Annotated in this window: 21 protein-coding genes; 11 read left to right on the plus strand and 10 right to left on the minus strand. The window is 48.0% G+C overall.

The features are described 5' to 3' along the window. The first annotated feature begins 6 nt into the window (after nt 1-6). The 4 genes from LPA26_RS07000 (at nt 7) to LPA26_RS07015 (ending at nt 4,596) form a co-directional block, all read left to right on the plus strand. Nucleotides 7-1,353, plus strand: a complete 1,347-nt coding sequence (locus tag LPA26_RS07000) for a cyclopropane-fatty-acyl-phospholipid synthase family protein (RefSeq protein ID WP_229007805.1) — start codon at nt 7-9, stop codon at nt 1,351-1,353. A 38-nt stretch (nt 1,354-1,391) separates the two neighbouring features. Continuing rightward, complete coding sequence (locus LPA26_RS07005; protein WP_229007806.1) at nt 1,392-2,723, plus strand: sorbosone dehydrogenase family protein; 1,332 nt, start codon at nt 1,392-1,394, stop codon at nt 2,721-2,723. A 72-nt stretch (nt 2,724-2,795) separates the two neighbouring features. Continuing rightward, entirely contained in the window at nt 2,796-3,899 is a 1,104-nt protein-coding gene (locus LPA26_RS07010) for a DNA topoisomerase IB (protein ID WP_229007807.1), read from the plus strand. Nucleotides 3,900-3,978: 79 nt separating this feature from the next. Then, nucleotides 3,979-4,596: a response regulator transcription factor gene (locus tag LPA26_RS07015; protein ID WP_055826491.1), complete on the plus strand. Its 618-nt coding sequence runs from the start codon at nt 3,979-3,981 to the stop codon at nt 4,594-4,596. Between the two features lie 93 nt (nt 4,597-4,689). On the opposite strand, the gene LPA26_RS07020 is transcribed toward LPA26_RS07015, so the two are convergent. Further along, on the minus strand, nt 4,690-5,292 hold the full coding sequence (locus LPA26_RS07020; RefSeq protein WP_055868027.1) for a Yip1 family protein: 603 nt from the start codon (nt 5,290-5,292) through the stop codon (nt 4,690-4,692). Nucleotides 5,293-5,695: 403 nt separating this feature from the next. Here LPA26_RS07020 and LPA26_RS07025 point away from each other — a divergent pair, with 403 nt between their 5' ends. Then, a complete protein-coding gene (locus LPA26_RS07025) occupies nt 5,696-6,160 on the plus strand; it encodes a PA2169 family four-helix-bundle protein (RefSeq protein WP_229007808.1) in 465 nt (154 codons plus the stop codon). A 65-nt stretch (nt 6,161-6,225) separates the two neighbouring features. Here LPA26_RS07025 and LPA26_RS07030 read toward each other — a convergent pair whose 3' ends face one another. Next, nucleotides 6,226-6,468 carry a DUF2171 domain-containing protein gene (locus tag LPA26_RS07030; RefSeq protein WP_055826501.1) on the minus strand — a complete coding sequence of 81 codons (243 nt, stop codon included), beginning with the start codon at nt 6,466-6,468 and terminating at the stop codon, nt 6,226-6,228. 310 nt (nt 6,469-6,778) lie between these two features. Between LPA26_RS07030 and LPA26_RS07035 the strand changes: the two genes are divergently transcribed. Continuing rightward, on the plus strand, nt 6,779-6,976 hold the full coding sequence (locus LPA26_RS07035) for a hypothetical protein (protein ID WP_055826504.1): 198 nt from the start codon (nt 6,779-6,781) through the stop codon (nt 6,974-6,976). Nucleotides 6,977-7,042: 66 nt separating this feature from the next. Next, the gene (locus tag LPA26_RS07040; RefSeq protein ID WP_055826508.1) at nt 7,043-7,537 is read left to right on the plus strand and encodes a pyridoxamine 5'-phosphate oxidase family protein; all 495 of its coding nucleotides are present in this window, start codon (nt 7,043-7,045) and stop codon (nt 7,535-7,537) included. A 74-nt stretch (nt 7,538-7,611) separates the two neighbouring features. Here the strand turns inward: LPA26_RS07040 and pqqA are convergent, their stop codons facing one another. The 5 genes from pqqA to LPA26_RS07065 all read right to left on the minus strand — a co-directional run bounded on the left by pqqA (nt 7,612) and on the right by LPA26_RS07065 (nt 11,793). Further along, entirely contained in the window at nt 7,612-7,683 is a 72-nt protein-coding gene (gene pqqA, locus LPA26_RS14285; protein ID WP_081624291.1) for a pyrroloquinoline quinone precursor peptide PqqA, read from the minus strand. A gap of 114 nt (nt 7,684-7,797) precedes the next feature. Beyond that, nucleotides 7,798-8,952, minus strand: a complete 1,155-nt coding sequence (nhaA, locus tag LPA26_RS07050) for a Na+/H+ antiporter NhaA (protein WP_229007809.1) — start codon at nt 8,950-8,952, stop codon at nt 7,798-7,800. A 57-nt stretch (nt 8,953-9,009) separates the two neighbouring features. Then, nucleotides 9,010-10,095 carry a phospholipase A gene (locus LPA26_RS07055; protein ID WP_055826516.1) on the minus strand — a complete coding sequence of 362 codons (1,086 nt, stop codon included), beginning with the start codon at nt 10,093-10,095 and terminating at the stop codon, nt 9,010-9,012. 67 nt (nt 10,096-10,162) lie between these two features. After that, nucleotides 10,163-11,221 (minus strand): aldo/keto reductase, encoded by a 1,059-nt coding sequence (locus LPA26_RS07060; RefSeq protein ID WP_229007810.1) that lies wholly within the window; start codon nt 11,219-11,221, stop codon nt 10,163-10,165. Next, the gene (locus tag LPA26_RS07065) at nt 11,221-11,793 is read right to left on the minus strand and encodes a hypothetical protein (RefSeq protein WP_229007811.1); all 573 of its coding nucleotides are present in this window, start codon (nt 11,791-11,793) and stop codon (nt 11,221-11,223) included. Before LPA26_RS07065 ends, LPA26_RS07060 begins: the two co-directional genes overlap by 1 nt. Nucleotides 11,794-12,068: 275 nt before the next feature. Here LPA26_RS07065 and LPA26_RS07070 point away from each other — a divergent pair, with 275 nt between their 5' ends. From LPA26_RS07070 to LPA26_RS07080, 3 genes are all read left to right on the plus strand, one after another. Continuing rightward, nucleotides 12,069-12,533, plus strand: coding sequence for a hypothetical protein (locus LPA26_RS07070; protein WP_229007812.1), 465 nt, complete (start codon nt 12,069-12,071; stop codon nt 12,531-12,533). Nucleotides 12,534-12,537: 4 nt separating this feature from the next. After that, on the plus strand, nt 12,538-13,095 hold the full coding sequence (locus tag LPA26_RS07075) for a YMGG-like glycine zipper-containing protein (protein ID WP_229007813.1): 558 nt from the start codon (nt 12,538-12,540) through the stop codon (nt 13,093-13,095). Nucleotides 13,096-13,307: 212 nt separating this feature from the next. Beyond that, a complete protein-coding gene (locus LPA26_RS07080) occupies nt 13,308-14,165 on the plus strand; it encodes a DUF6279 family lipoprotein (RefSeq protein ID WP_229007814.1) in 858 nt (285 codons plus the stop codon). Between the two features lie 65 nt (nt 14,166-14,230). On the opposite strand, the gene LPA26_RS07085 is transcribed toward LPA26_RS07080, so the two are convergent. Further along, complete coding sequence (locus tag LPA26_RS07085; RefSeq protein ID WP_229007815.1) at nt 14,231-14,989, minus strand: SDR family NAD(P)-dependent oxidoreductase; 759 nt, start codon at nt 14,987-14,989, stop codon at nt 14,231-14,233. A 153-nt stretch (nt 14,990-15,142) separates the two neighbouring features. On the opposite strand from LPA26_RS07085, the gene LPA26_RS07090 reads away from it, so the two are divergent. After that, nucleotides 15,143-16,039, plus strand: coding sequence for a LysR family transcriptional regulator (locus LPA26_RS07090; RefSeq protein WP_229007816.1), 897 nt, complete (start codon nt 15,143-15,145; stop codon nt 16,037-16,039). On the opposite strand, the gene ada is transcribed toward LPA26_RS07090, so the two are convergent. Further along, nucleotides 16,036-17,106 (minus strand): bifunctional DNA-binding transcriptional regulator/O6-methylguanine-DNA methyltransferase Ada, encoded by a 1,071-nt coding sequence (gene ada / locus LPA26_RS07095; RefSeq protein ID WP_229007817.1) that lies wholly within the window; start codon nt 17,104-17,106, stop codon nt 16,036-16,038. The two genes, LPA26_RS07090 and ada, sit on opposite strands and share 4 nt — an antisense overlap. A 110-nt stretch (nt 17,107-17,216) precedes the next feature. Beyond that, entirely contained in the window at nt 17,217-18,140 is a 924-nt protein-coding gene (locus LPA26_RS07100) for a LysR family transcriptional regulator (protein ID WP_229007818.1), read from the minus strand. Nucleotides 18,141-18,165: the final 25 nt, after the last annotated feature.

The following is an 18,165-nucleotide window of genomic DNA, read 5'->3' on the forward strand; positions in this document are numbered from 1 at the left end:
GATAACATGTTAAGCAACACTCATCACCTGCTTCCATTTGATCAAGCATGGCAATTTGACGAAACCAGTTTAACTTTCTCATCCAGTTTACCTAGTGCATCCAACGAATTACCCTCCCCTGAGACTGCCGGTGCAGTCAATGAAACATCGAAAGCACGTTTTATCCTGAACCGTTTATTCCAGGACTATAGTGGATCGTTTGCGGTTCGCTTATGGAATGGCAGCATGCTTTATATCGGCAACGACACGCCTGCATTTACATGTTGCCTGGAACAAGCGTCAGTGTTGCGCGACATGGTGTTTTTCAGTGATCCGGCTCGTTTGGCAGAGGCTTACTTTGCCGGTGAAGTACAAATTTTAGGTGATTTCAATGCAGCTATGCAGCTGCGTTATTATTTTGAGTCGCTGTCATTGCCACTGCATGAAAAATTGGCACTGGTATTTAAAGCGCTGACACTTGCTGATAATCAGACTGATGTTGCCGAAACAGACCAGCATCTTGTCGCAACCAATCGATTGCAAAAAAATGAATCCCCAGTATTTACGCTTGATCACGCCCTACCCAGTGCTTTTTACCGTTTGTGGCTAGATGAAAGAATGCTGCATTCATGTGCGTTTTTTAGCAATGCTTCACAAGACCTTGCTCAAGCGCAGCATAACCAGCTCGATCTTATATGCCTGAAACTGCATCTGCAACATGGCGACAGGTTATTGGATGTAAGTGGTAGCTGGGGCGGACTGGCATACTGGGCGGCTAAAAACTATGGTGCATTTGTACACACTTTAGTCCAAAACCCTGAACAATATGCGCACGTATCTGCCGAGATCAAAAAACAAGGGCTGGAAAAACTGGTGACTGTGGAGCAAGGTCGATATGACAGTTTGTCAGATTTTGCGTGCTACGACAAAGCCGTGAATATTGATGTTTGCGGACAGGTTGGCGAACAAAACCTGCCAGCTTATCTCGCTAAAATCCACCAGGTGCTGAAACCCGGCGGATTGCTCCTTCATCATGCCATCACCACTGAAAGCCCTGGTCGCCAGCATGAGCTCTCCACCGAATTCATTAACCGCCAGATATTTGCTGATGGTCCCTTAACCTCCCTCTCCCACTTCCGCGAACAAATGCATGCGGCAAAGCTGGAAGTATTTAACGTGGAGGGTTTACGGCGGCACCAGGCACTGACATTACGCCGCTGGCTGGCAAAAATGGAACAATCTCACCAAGAAATTACACAGATCGTCGGTGAGCGTACATATCGCATCTGGCGCCTGTATATGACAGCTTGCGCCATTCATTTTGAACAAGGTGTCACCGGCACTCACCAGATTCTCGCCGTCCGCACAACATAATTAAATTGCCATCATAAAATAGCCTGAGGAGTTACAACATGCAAACCACACCCCCACAACACCTGCTAAAAGCTTCCTTATTAATGATCGCCCTGAGTGGCTGCTCGCAACCAGCCAAACTGCCCGAAGCAGCGGGCTTTGGTCCCGAACCCGATTTATCTTCCTATCAGACCGGTTTAATCCCTACCGTCAATGTCGCCAAGGCAGTGGGCTGGCCGGAAGGAAAAAAACCAACTTCAGCACCTGGCACTAATGTAGTCGCGTTTGCCACGGATTTACAACACCCCCGCTGGTTGTATGAGTTACCAAATGGGGACATTCTGGTGGCTGAAACCAACCATCATGAAAAAAGCGATGGCTTTAGCCTGAAAGGCTGGATTGCCGGTTTGTTTATGAAAGAAGGCGGTGCCGGTGCTGAGAGCTTTAACCGCATTACATTGCTGCGCGATATCGATGGCGATGGCGTCGCTGACCAAAAACACATTTTTTTGCAAAATCTTAACTCGCCTTTTGGCATGGCTTTGGTAGGTAATACATTTTATGTCGCCAATGCGGATGCACTGGTGAAGTTTCCTTATGAAGAAGGCCAGACTGAGATCACTGCGCCGGGCGTGAAAGTGACTGATTTACCTGCCGAACGTAATCATCACTGGACCAAAAATATTCTGCCAAACAAAGATGGCAGCAAGATTTATGTCACCGTGGGCTCCAACAGTAATGTTGGCGAAAACGGCATGGAGACTGAAAAAGAGCGCGCTGCCATCTGGGAGGTGGATGCAGCTTCCGGTCAGCATAATATTTTTGCCTCCGGATTACGCAACCCAAACGGCATGACCTGGGAACCAGACAGCGGAGCCTTATGGGTAGTAGTTAATGAACGCGATGAAATCGGCAGCGACCTGGTGCCTGATTATATGACCTCCGTGTCGCAAGGGGGCTTTTATGGCTGGCCTTACAGCTACTATGGCCAGCATGTGGATACCCGCATCAAGCCACAACAGCCGGAGTTGGTTGCCAAGGCCATTCCACCAGATTACGCCTTGGGCTCGCATACCGCTTCTTTGGGCCTCACTGCGGCAAAAGGCAACAACCTGCCTGACCAATTCAAGAATGGCATGTTTATTGGCCAACATGGTTCCTGGAACCGGATTCCATATAGCGGCTATAAAGTGATTTTTGTGCCGTTTGAAAGTGGCAAACCAGCAGGTAAACCGATTGATGTGCTGACTGAATTCCTCAATGTAGATGGCGAGGCACAAGGCCGTCCGGTCGGTGTCATTGTTGATAAACGTGGTCACCTGTTAGTGGCTGATGATGTTGGCAATGTTATCTGGAATGTTAAAGGCAATAATAAAACCGCGACAAAATAAGACCCGCATTTACGCTGTGCTCCTGATAGCGGGAGCGCAGCGTTTAATTATTGAAAGATATGTTTTTAACTGATGATGGACTCTGAACTGTCAAAAAATACCCGATCACTGGCTGAAGATACACATACTTCGATGGATATCGACGTTGCGCGTGAAGCCAGGTTAAACAAGCTGCATTACATCCAGGACAACACGCCTGGGTTTAGCAGGGAACGCTTTCGCGGAAAATTCAGGTATTTGGATCTGCAGGGTCAGTTGATCAAGGCAGCAAACGAAATCAGCCGAATTATTGCGTTAAGAATCCCCCCCGCCTGGGAAGCGGTATGGATTTGCGCCCGCGCCAACGGACATCTCCAGGCTACCGGCCGCGATGTGAAGGGCCGCAAACAATATCTCTACCACGCTGAATGGCGCCGGCTAAGGGAAGCGAAGAAATACGAGCACATGATAGAGTTTGGCCGGCAGTTACCTGCTATCCGCAAGCACATTGCACACGACCTGGCGTCATCAGGCCTGGGCAAAGAAAAAGTGCTGGCAATGATGATTTACCTGCTCGAAAACACCTTGATCCGAATAGGCAATGACGAATATGCCAAAACCAATAAATCATTTGGTCTCACTACCTTGCGCAATCGCCATGTCGAAATAGCGGGCAGTGAAGTCAAATTCCATTTCCGTGGCAAAAGCGGTGTAGAACATAGCGTCAGCTTGAAAGACCGCAGGCTGGCGCGCATGATACGCAATATGCGAGAGTTGCCGGGCCAGGCACTTTTTCAGTATGTTGATGCTGAAGGAGAACGCCACACCATAGGCTCATCTGATGTGAATGAGTATTTGCAGCAAATCACCGAAGGCGATTTTACTGCCAAGGATTTCCGCACCTGGTTTGGCAGCTTGCATACGCTGCTGGCTCTGAGCGAGCTGGAGCCATTTACCAGCGTCACCGAAGCCAAGAAAAATATAGTGGCAGCCATTCGTATTGCGGCTTCTAAACTGGGTAATACGCCGGCGATATGCCGCAATAGCTATGTGCATCCTTTTATTCTCGAACACTACCTGTCCGGCAGTGGATTTACACACGATGTGCAAGAAGCCGAATATAAGGATACCGAGCTGAATCCGGCCGAGCAATATATGTTGTGCTTATTAAAACAAAGGGTAAGTGCACAATCATGAATTTATTGATCACAAGTTTAGTTTGTAAAAAGTTATGTTTTTTGCTGACTCTTCTTCCCTTTGATCTGGAGACGAAGAAATGAAAAAAATATTATTACTCTATGGCCATGAGTTAAGTCATAACGCACTAAAAGCCTTGATAGACGCCGATGGCACCATGCATCTCGCTGAAGAAGTGAGTGATGTCGGTGAAGCCATCGAAAAAATCCGCACCCAGCAATTTGATGTAGTGGTACTGGACGTTTCCGCGCCCAATAAAAACGGCTTGGAAACTTTTTGTGACCTGAAACAGGCTTACCCGAATTTAGCCATATTGATTATTAATGGCAGTGACCAGGTAGACCGGATGGCGAATTTCACCCGCCTAGGCTGCAGAGGCTATCTGTCTTACACCGCCACCAGCGCACAAGTAGTGCCGGCGATTAAGGCCTTGGCACGTGGCCAGACCTATTATGCGTCGACGCATGAGAAGCTGGATGAAAGAGATCACCCTTTACTTCATGAGCGCTTGTCTATTCGAGAACTGCAGGTGTTTTTTAAACTGATTAAAGGACAGGCGGTAAATTCAGTGGCGGAAGAGCTTTCTATCGCACCCGGTTCGGTCAGTGTATTCAGGTCCAAGATACTGAAGAAAATGAATATGCATAATAATGCTTCGTTAATCCACTATGCGCTTGATCATCACCTGATTAATTAAGCGCTGAGTTGCTCGCCACCTTTAATTCACATATCAGATTAAAACAAAAAAACCTGCACTCAACCGAGCGCAGGTTTTTTTAATAATCAATATCTAGGACTTTTTGACCGCGAATTGCAATTGTTCAATCGCTTCCCATGAAATCAGGGATCCGATCATCACCACGGCAAATCCCAAGCCGGCAGTACAAACAATCGCTAGTGTCAGTGTTGCGATCGCACCACGCTCTTGTATCGTGAATATATATTTCACCCCACGATAAACCAGGCCGATTGAAATCAACACCGCCACCGCATGCACAATCACATTAAAGCTCAGGCTAGGCACTACATAAAAAATAGAAGTTAGCCATAATGGTGTAGTGGCGATCGCAATCATCAGTAACGAGTCACGAAACGATGGCTTCCTATTCACCATTTCTGCCAGGTTCTGCGTAATCCAGGCCATCGCTAAAATGACACTGATCTGTAACAAAAGCAGCTCGGCACTGATAACCATCAACCGGTTACCGGGTAAGGTATCCATAAACTGTTTCGGGTAATTATGGTACAAACGGAAATACATCATCGCGCATGGAATCAGCGACAGCGGCAGTACATAGAACAACATTAACTGCATGGCACTGGGTTTTTCAGCTTTAAAGCTTTTTTCCCTGCTTTTAGGCGTGACATAACTAAACAAGCGGATGAGATTCATAACGTACTCCTGACTACTATTAAAAATTGGTGATGGCTTAGATTCAAAAGCCCGTTAGTAGCCATTATCCAGCGTTGCAGAAAAGTCACTACAAGACTGCGTCTGATTTGGATGTAGGAAAAAGCACATTTCGCATGAAGTAGATTCCCACAATGTTAGCCTGACTAAAATCCTGACTAAAATCATTGATACCCGCCTTTCGCGCATGCTCCGTTATTTGCTTCCAAGGCAAGACTCAATGAAAATAACCACGCTGAAATATCGCATAGCAAAGTTTCGTGAGCGCCTATATTTTATTGTAAAGGCATTCCTACAGGTATTTACGACTCTCTCTGATTCAGATGGCGAGGTGCTGTTGGCATACTGACATTTCTACTCTTAAATTTTAACTTTGGAGAACGACATGGCAGATAACGACGAAATAATTTCTACACTCAATGATTTGATTGAAACTTCTAAAGATGGTGAAGAAGGATTCCGCAGTTCAGCAGAAAATGTGGACGACCCACAGTTGAAAGCATTCTTTTTACGCCGCTCTTTAGAGGTCGCTTCCAGCGTGAAAGAACTGCAAGGTCTGGTGCGTTCATTAGGTGGCGATCCTGCCGATTCAAGCACCTTGGGCGGCGCGTTGCATAGACGCTGGATTGATTTGAAAACAGCGTTGACCAGCAATGACACAGTCGCAGTGTTGAATGAAGCAGAACGCGGTGAAGACGTTGCACTGAAGGCTTATCGTAAAGCGGCTGAAAAAGACTTGCCAATCAACGTGCGCATGGTGGTTACTCGCCAACTTGAAGGCGCTAAACGTAACCATGACGAAGTGAAACATTTGCGTGACGCAGCACGTGCTGCAGCTGAAGTACACTAAGGTGTGAAGCAGAAAAAAGCCCTGTCATATGACAGGGCTTTTTTGTTTCTACAATGTGAAAAACGTTAAACGTTTTCCATTGATTTAGTGGTCCAGTCCTTTTTAACTTGCTCAAGCGTGCGGTTAATCTTTACCACACCGCCTTCAGTAGAAATGACCCAGCTAACCGGAATGTAATGGTGAGTGCCTGAATCATCCTTCTTCAGCTTGATCGAATCGGGCCCAGTGGTGTGATCAACTACCGCGAACTCTTCAGCTTGCGCAGTCACTACCGGCATATCTTCTTTAATTTCATGAGCTTCAATCATTTTAAACTTCCCTTCGTTGGCATTAGTTAATCCAGATGCATACTGAATTCGAACTTCTATTTTGCCTGCAAGCCGCCTCTAGCCTCTAGGGCACTATGACTGAATGTTTTGTAGGAATATTCAACTGGTTGTGACAATGCATGATTCCTTGTGACTGACATAAAAATAAATGTTATCTGACAGCCTTATCCTCGAATGTCCTACGGCAAGTTCAAGACTGAAAATTTATGATTACTACTAACAGTGTAGTCGTAAAGAAATATATAGAACCTATTTCTTGAGACTAGCTTTAAATACAGGAGATTATTCGATGGCTTTATTTTATGTAAGCGCTAGCAAACCCAAACAAGACGTTCCCTTTTGGACATCCAGCGTGATTGCGCAGGATATGGAAGAGAGTTACCGGATAGGCAAGGAGCGATTTGAAAGCGAAAACCCCGATTTAAATATAGAGGACTTTACCTTGGTTGCGACCGGGGAATCTGCTGAAAAATCGATTACGACTTAACTAAGAAAATACCTGGCTTAACCACCATTGAATTAATTTACATTGATCTATTTAAAAGGAAAAAGAATGAAAATTCACCCTCAAACGACAGAAGAACTAACCAAACTGGGCGAGCTGATTGAAGACTTCAGGATTTCAATGCTCACATTTATCGATGACAAAGGTGCTTTAATCAGCCAGCCTATGGGTCCGATAGAAATGGATAGTGATGGCAATATCTGGTTTTTTACTGACAGCACGTCAGAAAAAGCGCAGCACCTGGATGAATTAAACCTCGCCTTTAGCGGCGAGCCTGACGGCACTTATATTTCCCTGTCAGGTTACGGCGAGCTGGTGACAGATCAGGCGCGTAAAGAAGAGTTATGGTCGCCATTTGTAAAACCTTGGTTTCCTGATGGCCCTGATTCGCCTAATTTGGCGTTGCTTAAGTTTGTACCGCATACCGCTGAATATTGGGACGCACCGCATAGTTCCGTGGTCAGGTTGTTTGCAATGGCAGCTTCCATTGTTGCCGCAAGACCTATCGGCCTGGGCGACCATGGACATTTAAATCATCTATAACAACAGGCTTTAAGGCTTTACAAACAACAAACCCGACACTAGGTCGGGTTTGTTTATGCAAGTTAACGCTTGAATTACTTGTTCATGACGTACATAGTCACTTCAAAGCCAAAACGCATTTCAGTAGCTGCTGGTTTAGTCCACATAGTCATTCTCCTAGAAGGTTAAGAGCGCATCACATGATGCATCTCGTTAGGAATAACTATACGCAGATGCCGTGCTCAAGGCTTGCGTAGCATCCCTAAAAATCAGTCATGATTTTACGTAGTGAGCGTTTTCGGTGGCAGCACGATCTTAAGCCACCACCAGCCGATAACCCCGGAAAACAATGAACCCGCCAGAATCGCCATTTTAGAGATATGGATGATTTCTTCTTCACCAACATAGGCCAGGTTGGTGATAAAAATAGACATGGTAAAGCCTATGCCGCCAAGAATACCAGCGCCGATTATATGTCCCCATCGTAACGAAGAAGGCAGCTTACATAGGCCAGCTTTCACGGCAAGCCACGCTGCCAATGCAATACCAACCGGTTTGCCAATCAGTAAACCAGCGATAATACCTATGCTATTGCTGTGAGAGAACATGTCTTGCAAACTGCGCATATCAATCGCCAGCCCGGTATTGGCAAATGCGAAAATCGGCAAAATCAGGAAAGCCACAGGCAAATAAAGGGCATGTTCAAGTTTATGCGAAAGTGAATCCTGGTCTTCACTTGAAAAGGGGATGGTAAACGCCAGCGCAACGCCGGCGACAGTGGGATGTACACCGGATTGCAGCGTTAACCACCACACCATCACGCCACCCAGTATGTAAGGCACCATAAAGCGCACCTGCCACCTGTTCAACAACAATAAGCATGCGATGACTGCCAGTGCAGCGAGCAGGTAAGCCAGCGAGATGGAGGAGGTATAAAACACGGCGATCACGATAGCCGCACCAAGGTCATCAATCACCGCAAATGCCACCAGGAACACCTTCAAAGCGACGGGTACACGCGATCCCAATACCGATAGCACTCCAATAGCAAACGCGATATCCGTTGCCATCGGGATACCTATACCTGACTGGTACTCGGTGCCATGATTGAATGTCCAGAAGATCAGGGCCGGAGTTAACATACCGCCGATAGCGGCAACAGTCGGCAATAGGGCATCATTGAGATTGGATAGCTCGCCGACATATAGCTCGCGCTTCAACTCCAGGCCAATCAGCAAAAAGAAAATGGCCATTAGCCCATCATTTACCCACTCTTCCAAACTCAGATCCAACCAGTGGACATGCCAAAACGCATGGTATTCCCCGCCTAAACCGCTGTTGGCAATAACAAGTGCCAGTATGGTGAACAGCAATAGCAGTAAACTACTTGACTGATCGGACGCAAAAAGCCTGCGAAGTTGATTAAATAGCCACATAAGCCGTCATGTTACCTTGATACATACTTGCCAATACACTTTTACAGAAACTTGGGATTACTCCCCAATGGCAAAGCCAATTCCGAACATCGTTTGTGCCTGGTTGTAATCCAGCAGAGATACACCATAACCACTTGCCAGCATGGCGTAAAATTTAACGCTTTCGCTCTTGAGTGGTTTGTATTGCACATCAACCTTCACGTAGCCTTTGTTATCGCTGCGCAAATTGTTGCGCAATGTAAAACTGGCAGCCGTGTCATTGGCTTCATTATCCCAGCGCAAGCTTACGTCGCCATAACCCATGTACTTGCTGATGTCAGGGTTGTCATCTTCTGATTTACTTTCAGGAATACGCCACCATGGCTTGAACAACAGGCTGTAACGCTCGTTCAGTTGCCAGCCGCCTTGCAGGTAAATCCTGTTCCAGCTGCGTGACAGTGGCTGTGAACGCCCATTGGAGTCATGCACTATGCCCAGGTTCAACATGTCCGGCATGACTGCCCACTGTTTGGTTTCGCCAGGTTTATTAAGGCCTAATGACAAAATCAGTTCAGGGGAATAGTTGTGGTCACGCATGGGGCGCGATTGGTCTTTTTCGGTCACTTGCCAGAAAGATTGCTGGGTGTAAGCACCCCAAAGCCTCGCGCTATGTACCCAGTTATTCTCGGGCAACCAGTCAGACAAATTCATTAGTTGGGTTTTCAGGCTGATCTGGAAATGCAGGTCACTGTTACTCAAATCTCTATTCTGGGTGTTAGGCCTGGAAGGTGAGGTAGGTACATCGTTCGGGTTAGAAGAAATCGAACCGACCACGTAGTTCAGTTGATACGTTTCCAGATCGGTGAAATGCAACTCGTCATCAGGGTTCAAATGCCATTTACGTGCCAGGAAGCCGGTTTTGGCATCCACCGTTTTCACAAGATTTTCCTGCTTGGGCGTTAAGGCCACGGCAGCGACTTGCGTGGTTGCATATTGTGCTGCAACCTGGTCAAAACACACCAGCCGGCGACTGGCATCATCGATAAACTCGGTTTTGCAGGTACGCAGAGCATTTTGCATATCATTGGTGGTCGCTGCATGTGCGCCGCTGGAAAACATTAATGCCAGCATCATCAGGCCAGTCAGCCCATTACTTTTTAACATACGATTTTCCTTATCCAATTACTTTAAACAGCATAGTGGTTACTACGCTCTATATATCTTTGATTCATCAGGGCGCTGGATTCATCATGATTAAATGCAACTGCTCAATTTCTTGCAAAACCTCATCGCTTAAGTGAACCGTATAAGCAGCAACATTTTCTTGGAGCTGCGTCATGTTGGTCGCGCCAATAATGGTAGTCCCCATAAACCAGCGGTGATAGACAAAGCTCAAAGCGAGCTGAGTCGGCGTCAGTCCGTGCGCTTTTGCCAGCGCGGCATAGGCAGTGGAGGCGGCCAGCACACCCGGCTTTTTGTAACGCTGCGCATAACCAAGAAACATGGTGACCCGGCCCTGCGCGGCAGGATTTTTAACATATTTTCCGGTCAAATGGCCAAATGCCAGCGGTGAATACGCCGCCAGGCTGATACGTTCGCGGTATAGGATTTCTGCCATGCCAAACTCAAGACCGCGGTTCATCAGGTTATAACAGTTCTGCAATACAGAAATACGCGGCAATCCCTGTTCGCGCGCAATTCTTAAAAACTCCATCACTCCCCAGGGCTGCTCATTGCTAAGCCCGATTGTGCGCACCTTGCCTTCCTTGATCAGCTCAGCCAGCGTTTCCAGCTGGTGCTGAATAGGCACCCATGCCATCGGTTGGCCGCCGCTATCAAGTTCAGCTTCAGGATCAAACTGGTATTGGCCAAACATAGGCACGTTGCGCTCCGGCCAATGCAGGTAAAGCACATCCAGGTAATCGGTTTGTAGTCTCTGCAAGCTGTCATGCACGGCCTGGCGGATATTCGCCCTATCCATGGAGGTAGGACCTCCGCGGATCCAATGCATGCCGCGCCGCGGCCCGGCTATCTTGCTTGCCAGTACAAAGCGGTCGCGCGGTTGCTTCTTGATCCAGTGGCCAAGGATGGTTTCGGTGCGGGTGACTGTTTCGGCTTTGGGCGGCACCGGATACATTTCAGCGGTATCGATAAAGTTAATGCCTTGCGCCAGGGCAAAGTCCAGCTGGTTCTCTGCATCCTGTTGTGTGTTCTGGTCGCCATACGTCATGGTGCCCAAAGCAATTTTAGAAACGCGGATGCCGCTGTCTCCCAGATACGTCTCATCCATTAATGCAACACCTGCTTTTCTGTTGGTACCTGCATTACGATGCTCGAAACGGCTTGTGGTTCCTTCTCTGCCGGTAAAACCCAACCGGCGTCTTTACTGGCGATCATCAACATGCGGCTGATCGCCAGCACCAGCTCCTTGTTCAAGCCCATATTGACGTTCATACCGCCTGCACATACCAGCTGCATGCTGTTCAATTGATCATTAATAGACACAAACCTGGCCTCGATTGCCAATAACTCCTGCTCACTCACTGAAGATCCGCGTTGCTGATAAGCCGTATCAAAATCCAGCGCTTCCAAGTTTTGCACTGCTTCTGCTTCCTGTTCAAACTGGCGTGTCGCTTCTGCCGGGGATTGCATATTATCCAGCAAGGCAGCAGTCACTGAAGTCGAGGCCACCGGCAAATGCGCCTCACGGTTTAACACAATGAATATTTGCCGCGCGACACGGAAAGTAATCCATACGCGGACTTCCTGTTCATTATTAACAGCCGCTTTCAACAGCAGGCGATCCTGCTGGTTGTCATAAGCCAAATTGATTTGCTGCACGGATTGGGATTGAGGTTGCATCTTGTACTTCCTGGAATCAAGCAATTTGCTTGCGCACTCTGTACGCACTTTGACAAGTTACTAAAAGCAGCCTTAAAAAGATAGGCTATCAAGCGGCTTTTTATGGAAATGTTTCACTTTGGGCGTGTTGGCAACAAATGTGGCTACAGAGCCATACGCTTTCAAACACTATAGATACAAACCGATACAAAACAACAAGGGTATTTATGAATAGATTTCATTATTCTCCGGTCTTAATTGCTAAGCGTATTACCGAAGTTTTTTGGGAGTAAATGATGAAAATGAAATCAAGTATATTGGCGGGTGTGCTGGTTAGCCTGGCGCTGATCAGCAACATCGCACAAGCGCATCCACCCGGTCACCGCGGAGGCTGGCGTGGCAGTGTAGGCGTCTATGTCGGCAGCCCCTACCCGTTCTATGCGCCTCCGCCAGCGTTTGCATACTCTTATGGCTATCCTTATTACCCATACCCATATGCTTACAGCCAGCCGCAGGTGATTGTGACACAACCACCACAACCTCAGGTGTATATCGAACAGGGGGGGAGTATCACTTCAGTGCCTGATGCCAACGCCAACGCTCAGCCACCAGCACAGGCTGCGCCTTCTACCAGCGCAGGTAACAGTCAGGGTTACTGGTATTACTGTGAGCAGTCAGATACTTATTATCCATACGTGAAAGAATGCCCGGCCGGCTGGAAACAGGTGACACCAACACCTCCAGCGACTTCGGCGAAATAAGCATATGAGCAAGACAACAAATATTGCGCTTGTCAGTTTGACGCTGGCTTTAACGGCCTGCGCAACAACCCCGACCGGCCCTAGCAAGATGGCCTTACCCGGCACCGGCAAAGACTTCAACACATTCAGGAGTGCCGATTTATCCTGCCGGGATTTTGCCATGACGCAGATCGGTTCCAAATCGGTCAATCAGCAATATAACGAGAGTCTGGCCGCGACCACCGCAGTCGGCACTGTCATCGGTGCCGCGATAGGCGCTGCCGCTGGCGGTGGCCAGGGTGCTGCGATTGGTGCCGGTGTGGGCGCATTATCCGGCGGTGCGATTGGCGCAGATACCGCCGCGGCTAGTGGCGAGAATGCCCAGCAAAAATACGACAATGCGTATTTTCAATGTATGTATGCGGCAGGTCATAAAATCCCCGTGCCTGCCAGCATGGCTAAAACCTATACCCAGGGCACCAGCTCAACCCAAATCACCAGAACGCAAACTACGATAGGCACGCCTCCTGAGAGGTCAACCTACTACCCTCCTCCACCGCCACCCCCTGGCTATCAACGTTAATAAACCAAACAGGCAGCCATCTTGCGCTGCCTGATGGCGACTGCCTGTTCATTTTCTATTCCGGGCCGCGCATACGCAGGCACAGGTGCGCATGTGTAAAGATGGGTTCGGCAAAATAGCGCTGCTGGCGAGCCAGGTCAGTTTCACAATAAAACACTAGCTATAAATCACTGCATCGCAAACTTAAGTATTGCAGGCGTGGTCCTAGAGTCATGCAAATAATTAAAAACCTGTTTATCCTGGCGCTCGCTTTTTCAACCCTCAGTTGTAGTGTGGTAAAAACCGCTTATAACAACGCGCCTGCGCTGATCGCATGGCGGCTGGATGATTACTTTAATTTCAGCGATGCGCAAAAAGCCAAACTTAAACCAGCGCTGCAGGAGTTGCATGCATGGCACCGTAAAAACGAGCTGCCTCGTTATGTGGCGTTGCTGGATGAAATAAACAACGATCTAGGCCATGAGGTGACTGCAGAAACCGCCTGCCAGCGTATTGAATCCATCAAATCAAATGCGCAGGCGCTGCAAACGAAATTCATCCCTATCATTGTGGACATAGGCGCTACCCTGAGCGATAAACAATTGCAGCATTTCCAGCAAAAGCTGGAAAAACGCAATGCAGAATGGAAAGAGGAATGGTGGCAGGAAACCGCCGAAGAACAGCGCGAGGTGAGACTGGAGAAATCCAAAGAGTATGCTGAAAAAATATACGGGGATTTAAACGAAAAACAAATAAACATCTTAAAACAAAGCATTGCCAGGAATAATGTGGATCCGGCTACCATCTACTCTGAAATTCTACGGCGTGATGAAGATGCGTTGAATATTTTAAAAGCCCTACGAAACCCTTCCACGTCAAACGAAGAAAAATCACAACTGGTCCGGGCAGGTTTTGAGCGTATGCAAAACAGTCCCAATCTGGCTTACCAGGCGCACATAGATAAAATCACGCAACAAACCTGTGAAACCATCGCCAGCCTGCATGCAAGTACAAATGCGAAACAACGGTTGCATGCTCAACAGTGGGTGGAAGATTACAAGATGCAATTCACCCAACTGCAAAGCAAATAACCTGATGGATTTAAGGTGAGAAAAAAACAGGCATGAGAATGCCTGTTTTTTTATCCATGCGCTTATTAAATCAACATCCCGCCTGATGCCTCTATCCGTTGCGCATTCACCCAGCGGTTATCTTCAGACAGCAAACTGGTAATCATGGGGCCGATATCATCCGGCACCCCAACGCGGCCAAGCGCGGTTTCTGAGGCTATGAACGCATTCACATCCTTGTTGTCCCGTACTAGGCCCTGGCCAAAATCGGTTTCAATCGCACCCGGGGCCACAGTATTTACCGCAATCCCCCTTGCCCCCAACTCTTTAGCCATATAGCGCGTCAGCACCTCGATGCCACCTTTCATGGCCGCATAAGCGCTGTAGCCAGGTAAAGTAAATCGTGCAAGGCCACTGGAAATATTGATGATGCGACCACCATCATTGATCAATGGCAGCAATTTCTGCGTGACGAAGAAAGTAGATTTCAGGTGGATATTCACCATGTCATCAAAAATCTGCTCAGTGGTTTCCGCAAATGGTGCAGTGATACCAGTGCCCGCATTGTTAATCAGGAAATCAAATTTACCGGTTTGCCATTCTGTTTGTAACGCCTGTTTCAACGTATTGGTAAAAGCATCAAAACTGCTGACCTTTGCTACATCCAGTTGCAGCGCCACTGCTTTGCGGCCTAGCGCCACAATTTCATTCACCGTTTCCTGAGCAAGGTCCTGTTTGCTTTGGTAAGTCAGCACCACATCGATGCCTTGACGTGCCATTGCCAATGCGGTGTTTTTACCCAATCCACGGCTGCCGCCAGTGATTAATCCAATTTTTGTAGCCATTTGTTATCTCCTAAAATGATTAAACGTAATTCAAAGAAAGTATTTAAAGCAAGTTAAGTTTATTGGTATTAACATAGCAGATAAATATGCAAAATTTGACTATACTGTTCACATTAAATGAACAGTAATTTGTTAAATATGGTGGGGTAGAAGATGGACATCAATGAAAGCTTAAGACGTTTCGTTCGCGTGGCTGAACTGGGTAGTTTTACCAAAGCTGCAGAAAGCTTGGCATTGCCCAAAGCCAGCGTCTCGCAAGCCATACAGCAACTGGAAACCAGATTGCAAACCCAGCTGTTTCACCGCACCACACGTACTGTGCAACTGACACCGGATGGGCAACTGTTTTATGAGAAAAGCAAAGATGTGCTCAGTGAAATAGAAGAACTGGAAACCCTGTTTATAAGCGATGACAGTCAAATTTCCGGCGTCATCCGCGTCAATATGTCACACCCGATGGCACGGCATCTGGTGATTCCCGCATTACCGGCATTCCTGCAACGCTACCCTAACCTGTCCATAGACATCAGCAGCGAAGACCGCAAAGTAGACCTGATCAGCGAAGGTTATGACTGTGTGGTGAGGACTGGCGAGGTCGAAGAATCCGGCATGATCATGCGCAAAATAGGAGAGATGCAGCAAACCAACTTTGCCAGTCCCGCCTATATTGCCGAACATGGTGAACCACGCAGTATTGAAGATTTACAGAACCACTACCTGATTCATTACCAGACCAGTACCAACAAGCGATTCGATGCATTTGAATACAATTCAAATGGAAAATCACAAAGCTATAAAATGAAAAGCCGTATCTGCGTCAATAACACGGATGCCTATCGCGCAGCCTGCGCCGCCGGACTAGGCATCATGCAAGCGCCCAGGTTTGGCGCGCATGAACTTTTGGCTAGTGGTAACCTGGTTGAGATTTTGCGTAATAGCACAGCGCCAGCTATGCCAGTTTCACTTCTTTTCCCGCATAGACGCAATCTGTCCAAGCGGGTACGTATTTTTATGGACTGGCTAAGCGAAGTGATTAAAACGCAGCTTTAACGACTCTTCATTTTTTCTGATTCAATCAACATCTTTTTACGCTCCACACCCCAGCGATAACCGGAAAGTGAACCATCCAGCCTGACCACGCGATGGCAGGGGATCACCACCGCCAGTGTATTGGCTGCACAAGCGCTGGCCACTGCCCGTACCGCTTTTGGCATACCTAGTTTTTGGGCTAACTGACTGTAGCTAATGGTCTTTCCGCAAGGAATCTCACGCAAGGCTTGCCACACCCTTTGCTGGAAAGCCGTCCCTTGTATGTCCAATGGCAATTCCAATCCGAGCTTGGGTGCTTCGATAAAACCCACCACTTGTGCGACAAGCGACTCATATCCAGCATCACCACCAATGAGATTCGCCTGAGGAAACTTATCCTGCAATTCACGTAATAAAGTATCCGGAGCATCACCCATGGAAATTGCGCATATACCTTTGGCACTGCTGGCTACCAGGAGGCTACCTAGGGAACATTCAGCCAGGGCAAAACGGATCTCGGTATTAGCGCCGCCTCTCTTATATTGCGAAAGCTTCATGCCCAAGGTCTGGTTGGATTTTTCATAAAAGCGGCTATTCGATTCATAGCCTGCCTCATAAGTGGCATCGGTGATATTGATATTGGCTTGTAGATTTTGACGCACGTTGTGTGCTCTATGCGCCGACGCATAAGCTTTAGGGGTTAATCCAGTCATGGATTTGAACAGCCGGTGAAAGTGATATCTGCTTAATGCTACGTGAGCGGCCAACTGCGTCAGCGTAGGCGCTACTTCAGCACTTTCTATCAGGCGACAGGCTTCGGCAACCTTTTCTGCATGTGCAGCCGATAAAACGAGTTGATCTGGTTTGCAACGCTTGCAGGGCCGGAACCCGGCTTTCTCTGCCTCGCTGGCGGTCACGTGAAATTCAACATTTTCCGGCAAAGGTAGCCGTGCGCCACACGATGGGCGACAGTAAATGCCGGTGGTTTTTACTGAATAAAAGAATGCTCCGTCTGCGTCACGGTCTCGCGTGAGCACTTGCTGCCAGCGGGGATCCCTCCTGATATCTGGTTCACGGTCATTATGCATGATCACACTATCCTGCTTGAACTTGTTTGGATAATCTCAAAGATACCCGGAAATAAAAAATCAAGAACGCCGATTCTTGCTTTTGAATTACTGCGATGCGTTTTCCACATTTACCAGCTTTGCGGAATGGCACTCACCAGGTAGTCTACAAACGCCCGCACTTTGTTGGTGATGGCATGCCGGTCACGGAAACAGGCGTAGAACTCCAGTGGAACTGTATCCGATTGAACCTCGTCAGCGCTGGCAGGATCGGGCTGAAATAATGCGACTAGCGCTCCCCGGTTAATATCTTTATTGGCGATAAATGTCGCCAGGCGCGTAATCCCCGCGCCTTCAAGCACCAGGCGATGCAGTGAGTCAATGTCATTGCAAATGATGCTGGGCATGATTTCGGGCGCATAACGGATACCTTGACGGACAAATGTCCAGCTGAATAGACGACCATCCACAGGCACACGAAACATCAGGCAGTCATGCTGCGACAACGCTTCTGGATTGTTCGGGATGCCTTTTCGTTGCAAATAGTCTGGAGAAGCACAATAGACGACAGGTGCGGTTGCAATCTTCCTGGCGACCAGGCCAGGTTCCAGCTGTTCCTTGAAGCGGATACTGACATCAATATCTTCGGTGACGTGATCCAGGCTGCGGTCAGATAACACGACCTCAATCGACAGTTTAGGAAAATGGCGCGCAAATACCGGAATCAAAGGCATCAGGATATGCCGCCCGAAAGCCACGGAGGTGCCTACCCGTAAACGCCCTTGCGGCTGGCCATGAAACTCAGTCACTGCAGATTGCGCACGTGCGAGCCCCTCAATGAGATGCTCAACTTCTGCATAATACAGCTCGCCACTTTCCGTCATCGCCAGATTGCGCGTGGTACGAATCAGCAAGCGCGTGCCGAGTGACTTTTCAAGACGCTGTATATTCTGGCTGGCTGCTGCAGCAGTGATGCCTTGTAAGCGCGCACCGGCAGCAATGCTGCCTGCCTGTACCGCTTTGACGAAACTTTCAATACTTCTGAGCGTATCCATAACTATCGAATAATGAATGTATTCG

The sequence above is a fragment of the Methylophilus sp. Leaf408 genome (assembly GCF_916856905.1).
In the GTDB taxonomy this organism is placed as follows: Bacteria; Pseudomonadota; Gammaproteobacteria; order Burkholderiales; family Methylophilaceae; genus Methylophilus.